Here is a 13,804-nt window from a genome sequence, read left to right on the forward strand (position 1 = left end):
CCGATCACCACCGGCACAAATTCCGGTGAGGGCCTCTTCAAGAGTTCGGCCGTCTGCTACCTGCTGGCCTGCCGCCGATTGGACCGCACCCGTGACCTCGCTCGCCCCGTTAGCCAAGCCTGATACGCCGAGACGCCTGTCGCTGCGCGCGCCGCTCGACCTGCTTTTCCTGTTCTGCTGCCTCCTGCTGACCGCCGACGTGCTCGTCCCCGAGATTTTCGGCCGCGGCAAGACCAAGGATTACCTGCTCTGGTACTGGGCCGGCCAGCAGGTCTTGCAGGGTGGGTCGCTCTATCCCGCCACGGCCATCGAGTATTTCGACTTCATCTATCCGCCGCTGCCGGCGATCCTGCTGGCGATCCCGAGCTGGTTCGGCAAGATTCCGCTCTATGTCGTCCTGTCGATCCTGAATGCCTTGGCTTGGTGGTACACCGGAACGTTCTCCCACGTCATGGCCGGCTCGGACCGCAAGCCGGGTCCCTGGCTGGAAGCGCTGCCTGTTCTCGTCACCGTGCCCTTCGTGTTCGACATGTTCGACCTCGGCCAGCCCAACCTCGTCCTGCTCGCGATGATGCTCTACGGTTTCTGGAGCTTGCGGCATCAGCGGCCATGGCTCGCCGGCTTCATGTTCGCGCTCGCCACCGCCATCAAGGTGTTTCCCATCGCGGTGCTGCCCTATCTGCTTTGGCGGCGGAAATGGGCCGCTGCCGCCGCTACGGTCGCCTTCACCGGCATCCTTCTCTATGTCGTGCCGGCGCCGATCCGCGGCTTCGAACGCAACGCGGCCGAGCTTGCGCTCTGGTATCACGGCATGGTCGGAACGAGCTCGGAAAAGGGCTTTGGCCAGCGCGACGAGCAGAACTGGTCGTGGGTCAACCAGTCGCTGATCGCCGTCACGCACCGCCTCGTCCGCCCGATCAACTACAATCAGGACAGTCCCAACAAGCCGCCGCGCACGATGAATATCATCGACGTCGACTACCGGACGGCAAACTGGATCGTGCTGGCATTGTCGGCATTGCTCGGGCTCGGCTTCGTCGCGATCATGCCGCGGCAAGCGCGGCGAACGGCGCGCTCGGATGCCGAGGAGCTCGGCATCCTGCTCTGCCTGATCACGGTGGCCTCGCCGCTTGCGCGCCAATATTATTTCATGTGGCTGTTCTTCCCGATGGCGGTGTTGATGCATCGTGCCGCCTTCGACATGCGGCCAAAGGTACGCCTGGGAACCTGGCTCGCCCTCGGCGCCGCCGGCGTTCTCCTGCTGCTGGCGCTGCCGTGGTTTCCCAATGCCCTCCAGGCCTGGGGCAACAACCTTCTCGCGACCGCCGTTCTTGCGGGTACGCTCGCATGGCACATCCGCCATCCGCCGGTTGCGGCTGGCTCGCAGCCTGCGACGGGTCTAAAACCCAGGCATCTTGAAATGCCGTCTTGAGACTCAAACGTCAGGAACTCCGACCATGGCCAATGCGCAGCTTCAATCCGTGCTCGACCACATCGACAAGGATTTCGACAACAGCCTGGAGCGCCTGTTCGCGCTGCTCCGGATCAAGTCGATCTCCGCGGATCCTGCCTTTGCCGGGGATTGCAAGGCGGCGGCGGAGCATCTTGCGAAGGACATCGCGAGCCTGGGCGTCGCCACCGAGGTGAGACCGACGGCCGGCCATCCCGCCATCGTCGGCAAGACCGGGGCCGGCGGACGGCCCCATGTGATCTTCTACGGCCACTACGATGTGCAGCCGGTCGATCCGCTCGATCTCTGGCACCGCCCGCCGTTCGAGCCCGTCGTCACCGATCACGCCGACGGCCGCAGGATCATCGTCGCGCGCGGCGCCGAGGACGACAAGGGGCAGGTGATGACCTTCGTCGAAGCCTGTCGCGCCTGGAAGAAGGTGACGGGTTCGCTGCCGATCGACGTCACCTTCCTGATCGAAGGCGAGGAGGAGGTCGGCTCGAAGAATTTTGTGCCCTTCATCGAGGCCAACAAGGACGAGTTCAAGGCCGATTACGTGCTGGTCTGCGACACTGGCATGTGGGACCGTAACACGCCGGCGATCACCACCTCGCTGCGGGGCCTGCTCTATGAGGAACTGAAGATCACCGCCGCCAATCGCGACCTGCATTCCGGCGTGTTCGGCGGCAGCGCGATGAATCCGATCCGGGTGCTGACGAAAATTCTCGGCGGCCTGTTCGACGACGACAATCGCATCACCATTCCCGGCTTCTATGACGGCGTGAAGGATCTGCCGCCCGACATCCTCGAGCAATGGAAGAAGCTCAACCTGACGCCGGAGATGTTCTTGAAGCCGATCGGCCTGTCTATCCCCGCCGGCGAGAAGGGGCGTCTCCTGATCGAGCAGGCCTCGTCGCGCCCGACCTGCGACGTCAACGGCATCTGGGGCGGCTATATCGGGGAGGGCTCCAAGACGGTGATCCCATCGCACGCCTCGGCAAAGGTCTCGTTCCGCCTGGTCGAGGGGCAGGACCCTCAGAAGATCCGCAAAGCCTTCCGCGATTACGTCACGGCACGGCTGCCGGGCGACTGCAAGGTCGAGTTCGGCGACCATTCCGCCGCGCCCGCGGTCGCACTCGACTGGAACATGAAGCCGCTCGCCGCCGCCAGCAAGGCGCTCACGGACGAATGGGGCAAGGAGACCGTGCTGATGGGCTCCGGCGCCTCGATCCCGATCGTCGCCGACTTCAAGCGCACGCTCGGCCTCGACTCGCTGCTGGTCGGCTTCGGGCTCGACGACGACAACATCCACTCGCCGAACGAGAAATACGACCTCCGCAGCTTCCAGAAGGGCATCCGCTCCTGGGCCCGCATCCTCGCGGCTCTGGCAGAGGTAAAATAAGGGCGAGGCGCTTGGGGTGGGCAAAGGCGCAGAACGCCGTGCCCACCATCTCTCGGTGATTACGAAGGAAGAAGAAGCGGGCACGCTTCCGCCGTCGCTGTTCGAGCGATGCGGACAAGTCGCTTTGCCTACCCGACGAAGCTGCTTTACGACGCTTCCGCCAGCGCCTCTTTCGCATCGGTCTTGATGCGCTCGACCATCGAGCGCAGGCCGTTGGAGCGCTGTGGCGTCAGATGATCGCGAAAGCCGAACTCGTTGAATACGGAGATCGCGTCGGTATCGAGGATCTCCTGCGGCGTGCGTCCGGAATAGAGCGACAGCACGATCGCGACCAGACCGCGCACGATATGTGCGTCGCTGTCGCCGCGATATCTCAGGATCGGCGCGCCGCCGTCACGATCGACCAGCTTCTGGAGCCAGACCTGACTGACGCAGCCATTGACCTTGTTCTCGGCGGAATGTTCCGCCTCGGGCATCGGTTCCAGGGTGCGCCCAAGCTCGATGACATACCGGTAGCGGTCGTCCCACTCGTCCAGAAGCTCGAAATTGTCCCTGATTTCGTCGATGGTGGTCATGCTGCCCGTGTTCCCGCTTCCCGCCAATATAGGGGTCCGAGAAGCCGAAATCGATAGGGTTTGGGCACGAATTGTCGATCGGAACGCTTACGGCCGGCCCTCTGGTAGCTCTCCATGCGTGGGGAGGTCGATCTGGTCTTGTCGCGGGAAAAATAAGGCTGAAGCTGCCGCTGCGGAAAGCGGCGAGCCATGCGGACACGGCCGGAGCTTGCGAGGACGCTCCCTAGTTCGCCGCCTGCGGGCCGCGCCATTCCAGCGCGAGGTCGTCCTGGCTCAGCGTGTCGCGCGCTTCGCTCGCGACGACATCGCCTTCGCCGACCATCGCGATCGAGCCGGTATGGTCGGGCGCCTTCTTCTCGTTCTTCTCGTTCTTCTCGTTCTTGTCGTTGGAGATCTGCTCTTTCTTGTCGTTGATGATCTGGTAGATCTTGCGCGCGCCGTCCTGTGCGCGCTGACCGATGATGGTCGCGGCCTGTCCGCCGACCTCGCAGGCCGCCGGCTGGCGCTTGCAGAATTGGGTCATGTCGGAGACGGCCGCGGTCGCAGCCTGCACCGCGTCGGCGGCGCCGATCTGCGGCAGCTTCTCCGATTCGGGTGTCTTGTCCCTGGGCAGGAGCACCAGCACCAGCCCGAGCCAGAATGTGATGCGAAGCAGAAAGCGCATCTTGCGACCTGTACGTTCGATCTCGCCCGCGGCGATCTCCGCGGAAGTCGGACCTAGCAACTCTCGATAAATCGCAAGTGATTGCCTTGAGCTTAATTCGCGGAAAATTTACGCAAAATTCTTCGAGATCGAAGATGTCGTAAATTTTCGATTGACGCCGGCGCCCGTGATTCCGCCGGCGGGCGCATCCACCATTTCGAAACCATGCGCCGCAAGGTGAAACCCTGTGTTCACCATCCTCACTGAAGACGTCGCCAAATCGTCTAAAAAGCCCCGCGATGTCCCGGCCTCCGGCCGCACTCCGCGCCGCCTTAGCACTCGTTTAAGGTCGCTCTGACACGGTGGCTCAACGACAAGGAGGCGTTCCGGCGCGTCTTCCAGGACGATTGAGCCGAAGCGCGAGACCCGTGACAGTTTTGAGTATCATCCGCGATTGTCTCGATGCGCTGCTGCATCCCTCCGCGCGTTACGATGCGCTGATGCGGGCGCGCCATCGTGCCTTCATGGCGCCGCGGCTGCTCGGCAGCCTGGCGGCCTTTGCCGCATTTCCGGTCTATCTCGCCATGCGGGGGGCGCCGAGCGCGATCGAGGTCGCCGCTTTTGCATGGCTGATCGCACCGATCCTGCTCTCCTGGTTCCTGTCGCGCACCGGCCGCTATGAAGGTGCGCATGTGCTGTCGTCGCTGGCGCTCGCGGGCCTGATCGTGGCGGTCGCTGGCACGACGGGCGGCATCGAATCATTCGCCGCGGTCTGGCTGGTCGTGGTTCCCCTGGAGGCTGCGCTGTCGGCATCGCGTCGCGTCACTGCTTTCGCGTCATTGCTCGCGCTGTCCTGTGCGGGAATCCTGATCCTCCTCAGTCAGCTCGGCTGGCTGCCGCCAGCGGACACCAGCGGCGCAGAACGCGGCGTGCTGATGGCGTTCGGCGTCGCCTCGGCGACGCTCTACGCCGCGGGCCTCGCCTTCGGCGCGGAATCGCTCGCGCGCACCGGCGTGGCGCTGCTGTCGCGCGAGGAGGAGCGTTATCGCCTGCTCGCAAGCAACATGAGCGACGTCGTCTCGCGGCATCGGCGCAACGGCGCGGTGCAGTTCATCTCACCGGCGGCGGAGGCCATGCTCGGCACATCGGCGGCGCAACTGCTCGGTCATGGCCTGTTCGACCGCGTCCATGTCGCCGATCGCCCCGCCTATCTCACCGCGCTGTCCGATGCTGCGCGCGGCGACGTGCGAAGCGTCGAGTTCCGGTTGCGGCGTGAGCGGGACGGTTCGGACCGTGGTCAGATCGATTTCCTCTGGGTCGAGATGCGCTGCCGCCCCCTCGACCACGATGTGGGCCAGAATCCCCATAGCGACGTCACGCGCGAGGTCGAAGTCGTCGCCGTGATGCGCGATGTCACCGGCCACAAGCTGTCCGAGCAGGCGCTGGATCAGGCGCGCAGCGCCGCCGAAGCGGCTGATGCCGCCAAGTCGCGTTTCCTCGCCACCATGAGCCACGAGCTGCGGACGCCGCTCAACGCCATCATCGGCTTCTCCGAGATGATCGCGCAGGAGCAGACCTTGATGCTGGGTGCGGCCCAGCGCAAGGAATATGCCCAACTCATCAACGCTTCCGGCCAGCATCTGCTGTCTGTCGTCAACGGCATCCTGGACATGTCGAAGATGGAGTCGGGCAATTTCGAGATCGCGTCCGAGCCGTTCGCGCCGCGTCCCTCGCTCCTGCATTGCTGCAATCTGCTGGCGCTGAAGGCGCGGGAGAACGGCATCGATCTCGTCACCGACGCGCCGCAGGACCTGCCCGTCATGACCGGCGATCCCAGGGCCTTCAAGCAGATCGTGCTCAATCTCGTCGCCAACGCCATCAAGTTCACCGAGCGCGGCGGCCAGGTTTCCGTTTCCGCTGCGGTGACCGGATCGCAGCTGACGCTGCGCATCAGTGACACCGGCGTCGGCATTGCGCCCGATGATCTCAAGCGCATCGGCGCGCCGTTCTTCCAGGCGGGCAAGACCTATCAGCGCCGTCACGAAGGCACCGGCCTCGGACTTTCGATCGTGAAGAGTCTCATAGCGTTGCATCTCGGCGAATTGACGGTACAAAGCAAGCTGGGGGAGGGCACCGCCGTCACCGTCAAGCTGCCGCTCGTCTACACCCCGCTGCAAGTCAAGCCGGCCGAAAGCAAGATCGCCACGCTGACTCCGGTGCTGCGCCAGGAGTCTCATGACCAAACTGACCAACCCGCTCTGGTGAAGAAAAGTGCCTAAGAAGTCTGCCAAGGACGAATCCGCTCGTCGCCGCCGCGGCGCCAAGGCCGCGGTTGTCGATGTCGAGACCGAGCGCAATCTCGTCTTGCGCGTGCTGCTGCACAGCCCCAAGGACACGCTGGCCGGCCTCGTCGCCGTCGCTGCGATCGGTGCGATCGTTGCCAATGCGCTGTTCCTCCAGACCGGCCGGCATCCCGCGCCGATGTTCGGCACGGTGATCAATCTCCCCGCGCCGTCCTCGGCGTCGCTGTCGAATCCCTTGCCGCGTCCGCGTCCGGTCGGCGCCGACACATCGCCGCTCGAGCCGCGCGCGACGGAATTCCGCGCCGAGCCCAGACCTGCCGAGCCCAGACCTGCCGAGCGCGCCGCCGAGAAGGCGCCCGAAAAGCCGGTCGAAGCGACCGCCTCGACGCGCTCGAACGATCCGATGACCAATCTGGTCAAGCAAACGACGTCGACGCCGCCGTCCGCGATGCGTCCGCCGGCGCCGATTCCCGTGCCGCAGAGCCCGGCCGCACGGCGTATCGCCGGCGTGCAGCGTGCGTTGTCCGAATATGGCTACGGGAACTTGAAGATCACGGGCACGATGAGCGGCGAGACCCAATCCGCGATCCAGAAGTTCGAGCGCGAGCACAAGATGCAGGTCACCGGCCAGGTGTCCGATCGGCTGCTGCGCGAACTCGGAGCCGCGATCGGCCATCCCGTCGAATAACGCGCACTCCACTGTCATTGACGCCGATCAATTCCGCCCGTCACGCGCCGGCAGACCATGGCGCGTCCTGCAGGCGCGATTTGCTTGGGATCAATGACGGCCGACAGATGCGGGAACATGATCGCTCGTCTTCAACGAAGAAGAGAGGTTGTCATGTTCAAGGTCTCCGTCCTGGTCTGGATCATGCTCGGCACGGTGCTGGCGGGCGTCAGCCTGATCGTGGTGCTGATGGTGCCGAGCTTCGCCGCCGACGCGATCAGGAACATTCCCTACGCGGTCGCCGTGGGATTTGCGCTTGCGATGCCGCTGTCATACCTCGTTGCGCGCCAGATCAACGGCGGGCAGGGTGTAGGCAAGGCGTGACAATCGGACGCTGACACTGGCGGCGTGCGCCGCGCTGGCCTATCGTTCGACTCATGCGTTTGAAATCCAACATATGGGTCGCGGCTTACCTGCGCCGGTGCCAGACCGAGGGCGTGTTCGGCGCGGTCCGCCGTCGCGGCGCCGAGGAGGCGGGCGCGGTGTTCGTGAAGGTGTCGCTGCTCAACGGCCATGCGATGCTCTACGCGCCGGCGCCGCAGACCTCTTACGACGACGGCCGCCCCGTCGATCGCTTCTTCGTGCCGGTCGCGCCGCAGCCGCTGCCGGAGCACACCATCGAGGAACGTCTCACTAAGGAAGTCCGCTTCGATCCGGACGCCTGGATCGTCGAGACCGAGGATCGCGCCGGGCGGCATTTTCTGGAATTGGCGAAGGCGTAACTAGGACGCTATCGCGGCGTCATGGCCGGGCTTGTCCCGGCCATCCACGTTCTTCTCGTATGAAGCCAAGACGTGGATGCGCGGGACAAGCGCGGGCATGACGCGTTTGTGGAGCGACCGACCGTATCAAGTCGCGTTCAGCCTCACCGCTCCGACGATCCGTCGGTGCCAGTGCGGCGCGGCGGCATCGCGCCGGGCTGCACGCCCGGCCGCGTCTGGCTCGCGCCGGCGCGGACGCGCTGGCGTTCGCCGTCGTGAAGTGACGGCTGGTACTTCGCGCGGGTGACGGCGAGCGTCGAGCCGCGCCAGGCCGCCAGCATCACCAGCGCCGAGCGGTCGCTGAGGCGGTCGTAGAGCCGCGACAGCCGGTACACCTCGGTCACCGACGTGCCGATCTCCGGCTTGAAGAACAGCAGAATGCGCTGGAAGTTCGGGCTCGGCATGTCGAGCGCCCGCGCCGCGACCGCGAGCGCCTCCCCGCCGGCATCGTCGACGATCTGCGCTGCGACGCGCGAGGGCAGGATCAGGCTGTCGCCGAGCTCCAGGGTGAAGCTCTCGACGTCGCCCGCGACCGCCGCCATCTCCAGGATCTGGATCGCGCGCTTGGCGCGCACGGTCGGAATCCGCGGCGCGGCCTTCAGCGGGGTCTGAGCCAGATTGTGCAGGATCAGCGCGCGCTCGGATGCGCCGGCGCGGAAGAACATGTCGTGGATCTCGGCGGCGTCTTTCGGCTGCATCGCCATGTTCGAGGCCATGCGCAGCTCGGCGTCCGAGGGCGTGCGGACCGGCGCTGGAGCGGGTGCGGGAGTTGGGATCTCGCGGGCGAGCGGAACCCTGCGGCCTTCCTGCGCGGCGACCAGCCCGAGTTTCTGCAGCACCGGGACGGGCGTCTGCGGATAGATCGCGAGCTTGGCCTTGATGGCCGCACGCGTCGCATCGTCGACCTGGTCGATCAGCCGTGTTGCCAGTTCGGTAAACTGACGCTGCTCGTCCTCGCTGTGGACGCGCGTCTGGACGTAAAGGTCGGTCAGCACGCGCAGCAGCGTCGGCCGAACATCGACGCCTTCGCGACGGGAGAGGGACATCAGCCCGTCGAATCCGGGAAACAGCGACTTGGTCATGGAGAAATACGCGACCTGGAAGAGATACTCGTCGCCAGCCTATCGCGGGCTCCTTTAAAGGCTCGTTAAGGAAAACGAGGCGTGAAGCGGAACGCTCGTCTTGCCGCGGTTTCGTGCCGCAGCGGGACACCGCGGCCGGCCCGTGCGGATACGGTCCGAACGCCGCGTTTACACCCCGTTAACCATGAACTGATCTTAATGAATTGCATGTTGCAGGGGCGCGTTCGGTCGCGCGGCAATTGAAGAGAGCTGACATGGGGACCATCATAGAATTTCCGGCCGGTCGCCGGGTGGGCTCGTCGGGGGATGTCGCTCCGCGCGCGGACATGGGAACGATCCTGATCCTTCCCGTCATCCGTATCGAGCGCGAGGCAGATGAAACCAGCGGCGATCGCGGGCCTGAGCAGGGCACAGCGCCGGGGCGCCGACGCCGCCGTCGCTGACATCCGGTTACCTGCAATGCCGGATACCATCCGCCAGATCCGGCCCGTCCTATCGGCCGTCCTGCTCGCGCTGCTTGCTGCCACGCTCGGCGCGTGCAGCGGTGGTGATTTCGGCCGCACCCGCGCCGACATGCGCAGTGACGACATGCATCGCTGGCTGGGCGCGGAGGTCACCTCCAGCGTCGGCCTGAATCCTTCGCAATTCCAGCTCACCGACGAAGAGCGCCAGCTGCGCGACCTCGCCTATCCCATGATCGAGCCGCCGCTGTCGCGCCCCGCTTGGAAGAGCGTGTTCGGCGACTACAAGCCGCTACCCTCGCCCTGGCGTCAGAAGATCGTGTTCGACCGAACCATGTACGGACGCACGCTGATCGACGAGCCGCACCGCTCGCATTCCTCACGTTATGCGCAGCTGATCGAGGACGTGCGCAACGACATCACCCGTTTCGAGCCGTTCTTCGCCTCTGCGATCCGCGTCATCGATCTCGACAGGAAGCGCGACGCCAGCATGGCGCGCGTCTCTGCCCTTTCGCCGCGGGAGAAGGCCGACGCGGTCGCACGCATGCAGGAGAATTCGCTGATCGTGCAGTGGGTGCAGCAGTGCCTGGAGCAGCGCGTTTCGTCCTACCGCTGGGCGCTCGAGCGCTTGGTGATCCAGGCGCCCGACGGCATGGCGGCCGATGCCGATCGCCTGATCGGCGAGCTCGCCGCCCAGACCGCCAACCCGCCGGTCGCGGCGCAGCCGCCTTACGGCCGCGCCGTCGTCTCGAAGGGCTGAGGGCGGTCTCCGTCTGTCGAATGCGGCCATCTTGGCCCGGCGGCTGATCAGCCTGAGCCGCCTGTCCGTATCCATGGAACCGTGCCGGCCCTAGCCGCCCAACCCTGTTGAGGCAGACGGGAACCGGCATTGAAGGCCCTTGTCCTTCCGGGCCGGCCAGATAGGATTGTCACGTTTCTTCAAAGTCATTTTTCCAAAGGTCCTTAGAGATGAGCTTAGACGCCCCGCGTCCGTTCAAGAGCCGTCCGGACGCTTTCCCCCGCCATCTGCTGGCACTTGCCGTTCTGCTCGGGTCCACCGGCTCCGCAGCCGCGCTGAGCAAGGAAGGAGCGCTCGAGAATTGCCGGATGACGGCCGGCCGGCCGATCGTGCAAGCTTGCATGCGCGCCGGCGGAGGGCCGGCCGGAGGCGCCAATCTCGAAGCCTGCCGCGCCAAGGCAGCGCCTCAGGTCAGGGCCTGTGTGATGGCCGCGCTGAATGCCGCCAATGGGCGTGCCAATGTTGCGGTGGAGCTTCCCAAGGACGCGGCGCCCAAGCTCGAGTCAGGTACGGCGCTGCCGAAGGATTTCGTCGCGCCGCCGCGCAGCATCGCCGACATCACGGCGATCCTCGATGGCGACAAGCCCGACGAGAAGATGATCGCCGAACTGAAGGCGGACGCCGACACGGCACCGACCGGGAAGGAGTCCCGCCAGGATCTCGCGCAGCTCTATTTCGATCGCGCCAATGCGCGCGCGCAGCTCGGACGCCTCGCCGAAGCGATGTCCGATGCCGACAAGGCCGTGGAGGTCGGGCGCGGGGCTGTCGGCCCGCAACTGCTCGGGCGGATGTTGCAGCTTCAGTCGCTTCAGCACTCTATCGCCGGTGATCCGAAGCGCGCGCTCGAGATCATGCAAAGGCTTCTCCGCGAATCGGCCAGCATGCCGGGCGCCAAGGGCTTCATATTCACCACGAACCGCGCGATCGCGGCCGTTCTGGTCCAGATGGGCGATCTCGCGCAAGCCGAGGCCTATCTCCGCCGCAGCCAGAGCGCTATCCAGGAGGCGCGCACCAGCGGCCATCCCAATTGGCGAGCCGCCTATGCGAAGTTCGGGCAGAGCTGGGAAGGCGAGCTTGAAATCTCTCGGGCACTCGTCTTCGAGGCGCGCGGGCAGTATGCCGACGCCGAGGCAGCGTACCGCATGGCGGAGGTGCGCAAGCGCGCGAGCACGAAGGCGATCATGGCGTCCGACAATGCGCCGGCCGAGACGATTCTGCTGCAGGCGATCGACGGCACCGTCTTGAGCCAGGCGCGCATGAAGGCGAAGCAGGGCCGGCTCGCCGAGGCCGAGGTGGACGCGCGCCGTGCGCTGCTCTCGCGCCTGCAGGACACCGGCAAGTACAACTCGGTTACGCCGCGCTACGTCATGGGTTTGGCGGGCATTCTGGTCGACCAGGGCCGTTACGAAGAAGCCGAGAAGCTCGGCCGCGTCGCCCTCGATATCAACAAGACCGTCGGTGTGCCCGAGGAGGCGCAGACCACCGTGCAACTGCTTTCGCAGCTCGCCGGCATCCTGACGCTGCGGCGCCAGAATGCCGAAGCGAACGCGATGTTCGCGCGGATCGACAAGGCCGTCGCCGGCTGGGATGCGCAGCGTCGCCAGGTGTTCGAGCTCAATCCGTCCCGGATCCTGTCGCTCTATGGTGCCGGGCAGCTGGACGCCGGCATCGCCGCCGCCGAACAGCTCGTGAAGAAGCAGGTCGCCCGGGTCGGGGAAAACCACTTCGACGCCGCCTCGGCGCGCGGCACGCTGGCGGTCGGATTGATGCGCGCGCGGCGCGATGCCGACGCGATCAGGGAGTTCAAGGCCGCCATTCCGGTCATGATGGCGAGCGCCAACGAGAACGCCGACGACGAGAACACGACCGTAGTGGCCGCGCGCAGCCAGCGGCTGCAGACCATCGTCGAGAGCTATCTGCTGCTGCTCGGCAGGGCGGAAGGAGCCGGCAAGAACGTCGGTGATGAGACGTTCAGCCTCGCCGATGCCGTCCGCGGCCGCTCGGTGCAGCAGGCATTGGCAGCTTCGAGCGCGCGCGCGGCGGCCAAGGATCCCGCGCTCGCCGAGCTCGTGCGCAAGGAGCAGGATCTGACCAAGCAGGTCAACGCTCAGCTCGGCACGCTCAACAACGTGCTTACGCTTCCGGCGGCGGAGCGCGACGAGAAAGGCGTTGCACAAATTCAGGCCTCGATCGCGGCGTTGCGCGGCCAGCGCGACAAGGCGCGCCAGGAGATCAAGCAGAAGTTCCCGATCTACGCCGATCTCGTCTCGCCCAAGCCGCCGAGCGTCGCCGAGATCCGCGCGACGCTGGCCGACGACGAGGCCATGCTGTCGTTCTATTTCGGCCAGAACGGCAGCTTCGTTTGGGCCGTGCCGAAATCGGGGCCGGTGGCGTTCGCCGCCGTGCAAGCCAAGATCGGCGACATCGAGAGCAAGATCCGCAAGCTGCGTGAAGCGCTCGAGCCGCAGGCTGCGACGATCTCGGACATTCCGCCGTTCGACCTCAAGCTCGGTCATGAGCTCTACGAGCTGCTGCTCAAGCCGGTCGAGAGCGGCTGGAAGCCGGCCAAGAACCTGATCGTCGTGACCAACGGCGCGCTTGGACTCCTGCCGCTGTCCCTGTTGCCGACGGCACCGGCAGAGGTGGCTGCGGACGAGGATCCCCTTTTCGTCGGCTATCGCAACGTGCCGTGGCTGGCGCGGACCCATGCCGTGTCGACGGTGCCGTCGGCGGCAGCGTTGCGCACGTTGCGGCAATTGCCGCCCGGCAAGCCGGGCCGCGGCGACCTCGTCGCGTTCGGCGATCCCTATTTCAACGCCGATCAGCACGCCGAGGCGGAAAGCAGCGGGGAGAAGATCCAGGTCGCCGATGCCGGCGGCAACACCACGCGCGGCGGGCCGCTGAAGCGGCGCAACAGTCCCAAGCTCGACGGCGTCGACAGCGCCGAGCTGGGCCTCCTGCCCAGGCTTCCCGATACCGCCGACGAGCTGAAGTCGATCGCGCTGGCCTTGCAGGCGGACCCCTCGAAGGTGCTGTTCCTCGGCAAGAGCGCGACCGAGAGCGCGGTGAAGACCATGAACCTCTCGGGCTTCAAGATCCTGGCTTTTGCCACCCACGGTCTGGTCCCGGGCGAGCTGAACGGATTGACGCAACCGGCGCTCGCTTTGTCGTCGCCGGTGGTGACGGGCGAGGGCGGCGACGGGCTCCTGACCATGGAGGAGATCCTCGGCCTCAAGCTGGACGCGGACTGGGTCGTCTTGTCCGCCTGCAACACCGGTGCGGGCGCGGGCGCCGGCGCCGAGGCGGCATCCGGGCTCGGCCGTGCGTTCTTCTACGCCGGCACGCGCGCGCTGCTGGTGACGAACTGGTCGGTGCATTCGCAGTCCGCGCGGCAATTGGTGACGGACCTGTTCAAGCGGCAGGCCGACGATCCCAAGCTGTCGCGCGGTGAAGCGCTGCGCCAGGCGACGATGGCCCTCGTCGATGGTCCCGGCTATCTCAACAGCGAAGGCAAGACCGAGTTTGCCTATGCCCATCCGCTGTTCTGGGCGCCTTACACCATCATCGGCGATGGCGGCTTGCGTTGACGAACTGGGAAAGG

Annotated in this window: 12 protein-coding genes; 9 read left to right on the top strand and 3 right to left on the bottom strand. The window is 65.7% G+C overall.

The window, feature by feature from the left end; genetic code table 11:
• Positions 1 to 91: 91 nt before the first annotated feature.
• Positions 92 to 1,432 carry a glycosyltransferase family 87 protein gene (locus ACFDR6_RS21390; protein ID WP_375859403.1) on the top strand — a complete coding sequence of 447 codons (1,341 nt, stop codon included), beginning with the start codon at positions 92 to 94 and terminating at the stop codon, positions 1,430 to 1,432.
• A gap of 25 nt (positions 1,433 to 1,457) precedes the next feature.
• Complete coding sequence (locus ACFDR6_RS21395) at positions 1,458 to 2,852, top strand: M20/M25/M40 family metallo-hydrolase (RefSeq protein WP_375859404.1); 1,395 nt, start codon at positions 1,458 to 1,460, stop codon at positions 2,850 to 2,852.
• A gap of 146 nt (positions 2,853 to 2,998) precedes the next feature.
• Here the strand turns inward: ACFDR6_RS21395 and ACFDR6_RS21400 are convergent, their stop codons facing one another.
• Together ACFDR6_RS21400 and ACFDR6_RS21405 are read right to left on the bottom strand one after the other, a co-directional pair.
• The gene (locus tag ACFDR6_RS21400; protein ID WP_212081304.1) at positions 2,999 to 3,427 is read right to left on the bottom strand and encodes a SufE family protein; all 429 of its coding nucleotides are present in this window, start codon (positions 3,425 to 3,427) and stop codon (positions 2,999 to 3,001) included.
• A 223-nt stretch (positions 3,428 to 3,650) separates the two neighbouring features.
• Positions 3,651 to 4,091 (bottom strand): DUF5330 domain-containing protein, encoded by a 441-nt coding sequence (locus ACFDR6_RS21405; protein WP_375859405.1) that lies wholly within the window; start codon positions 4,089 to 4,091, stop codon positions 3,651 to 3,653.
• A 407-nt stretch (positions 4,092 to 4,498) separates the two neighbouring features.
• Between ACFDR6_RS21405 and ACFDR6_RS21410 the strand changes: the two genes are divergently transcribed.
• The 4 genes from ACFDR6_RS21410 to ACFDR6_RS21425 all read left to right on the top strand — a co-directional run bounded on the left by ACFDR6_RS21410 (position 4,499) and on the right by ACFDR6_RS21425 (position 7,822).
• Entirely contained in the window at positions 4,499 to 6,349 is a 1,851-nt protein-coding gene (locus ACFDR6_RS21410; protein WP_375859407.1) for an ATP-binding protein, read from the top strand.
• Entirely contained in the window at positions 6,342 to 7,061 is a 720-nt protein-coding gene (locus tag ACFDR6_RS21415; protein WP_375859408.1) for a peptidoglycan-binding domain-containing protein, read from the top strand. The genes ACFDR6_RS21410 and ACFDR6_RS21415 overlap by 8 nt, the downstream gene beginning before the upstream one ends.
• Positions 7,062 to 7,214: 153 nt before the next feature.
• Positions 7,215 to 7,424, top strand: a complete 210-nt coding sequence (locus ACFDR6_RS21420) for a hypothetical protein (protein WP_212081308.1) — start codon at positions 7,215 to 7,217, stop codon at positions 7,422 to 7,424.
• Between the two features lie 53 nt (positions 7,425 to 7,477).
• Positions 7,478 to 7,822 carry a DUF1491 family protein gene (locus ACFDR6_RS21425; RefSeq protein ID WP_212081309.1) on the top strand — a complete coding sequence of 115 codons (345 nt, stop codon included), beginning with the start codon at positions 7,478 to 7,480 and terminating at the stop codon, positions 7,820 to 7,822.
• 143 nt (positions 7,823 to 7,965) lie between these two features.
• Here ACFDR6_RS21425 and ACFDR6_RS21430 read toward each other — a convergent pair whose 3' ends face one another.
• Complete coding sequence (locus tag ACFDR6_RS21430; RefSeq protein WP_317240372.1) at positions 7,966 to 8,943, bottom strand: DUF2336 domain-containing protein; 978 nt, start codon at positions 8,941 to 8,943, stop codon at positions 7,966 to 7,968.
• Positions 8,944 to 9,197: 254 nt separating this feature from the next.
• On the opposite strand from ACFDR6_RS21430, the gene ACFDR6_RS21435 reads away from it, so the two are divergent.
• The 3 genes from ACFDR6_RS21435 (at position 9,198) to ACFDR6_RS21445 (ending at position 13,790) form a co-directional block, all read left to right on the top strand.
• On the top strand, positions 9,198 to 9,386 hold the full coding sequence (locus ACFDR6_RS21435; RefSeq protein WP_212067156.1) for a hypothetical protein: 189 nt from the start codon (positions 9,198 to 9,200) through the stop codon (positions 9,384 to 9,386).
• Positions 9,387 to 9,402: 16 nt separating this feature from the next.
• Complete coding sequence (locus ACFDR6_RS21440) at positions 9,403 to 10,164, top strand: hypothetical protein (protein WP_317240370.1); 762 nt, start codon at positions 9,403 to 9,405, stop codon at positions 10,162 to 10,164.
• A gap of 209 nt (positions 10,165 to 10,373) precedes the next feature.
• Complete coding sequence (locus ACFDR6_RS21445; protein WP_375859409.1) at positions 10,374 to 13,790, top strand: CHAT domain-containing tetratricopeptide repeat protein; 3,417 nt, start codon at positions 10,374 to 10,376, stop codon at positions 13,788 to 13,790.
• Positions 13,791 to 13,804: the final 14 nt, after the last annotated feature.

It is taken from the genome of Bradyrhizobium tunisiense, assembly GCF_042263385.1.
GTDB classification, from domain to species: Bacteria; Pseudomonadota; Alphaproteobacteria; order Rhizobiales; family Xanthobacteraceae; genus Bradyrhizobium; species Bradyrhizobium tunisiense.

Excerpts from the sequence above, each read along its gene's own strand:
- ACFDR6_RS21440 (WP_317240370.1), top strand. The coding sequence starts at position 9,403 with ATGCCGGATACCATCCGCCAGATCCGGCCCGTCCTATCGGCCGTCCTG.
- ACFDR6_RS21405 (WP_375859405.1), bottom strand. The coding sequence starts at position 4,091 with ATGCGCTTTCTGCTTCGCATCACATTCTGGCTCGGGCTGGTGCTGGTG.
- ACFDR6_RS21435 (WP_212067156.1), top strand. The coding sequence starts at position 9,198 with ATGGGGACCATCATAGAATTTCCGGCCGGTCGCCGGGTGGGCTCGTCG.
- ACFDR6_RS21425 (WP_212081309.1), top strand. The coding sequence starts at position 7,478 with ATGCGTTTGAAATCCAACATATGGGTCGCGGCTTACCTGCGCCGGTGC.
- ACFDR6_RS21430 (WP_317240372.1), bottom strand. The coding sequence starts at position 8,943 with ATGACCAAGTCGCTGTTTCCCGGATTCGACGGGCTGATGTCCCTCTCC.
- ACFDR6_RS21420 (WP_212081308.1), top strand. The coding sequence starts at position 7,215 with ATGTTCAAGGTCTCCGTCCTGGTCTGGATCATGCTCGGCACGGTGCTG.
- ACFDR6_RS21395 (WP_375859404.1), top strand. The coding sequence starts at position 1,458 with ATGGCCAATGCGCAGCTTCAATCCGTGCTCGACCACATCGACAAGGAT.
- ACFDR6_RS21445 (WP_375859409.1), top strand. The coding sequence starts at position 10,374 with ATGAGCTTAGACGCCCCGCGTCCGTTCAAGAGCCGTCCGGACGCTTTC.
- ACFDR6_RS21400 (WP_212081304.1), bottom strand. The coding sequence starts at position 3,427 with ATGACCACCATCGACGAAATCAGGGACAATTTCGAGCTTCTGGACGAG.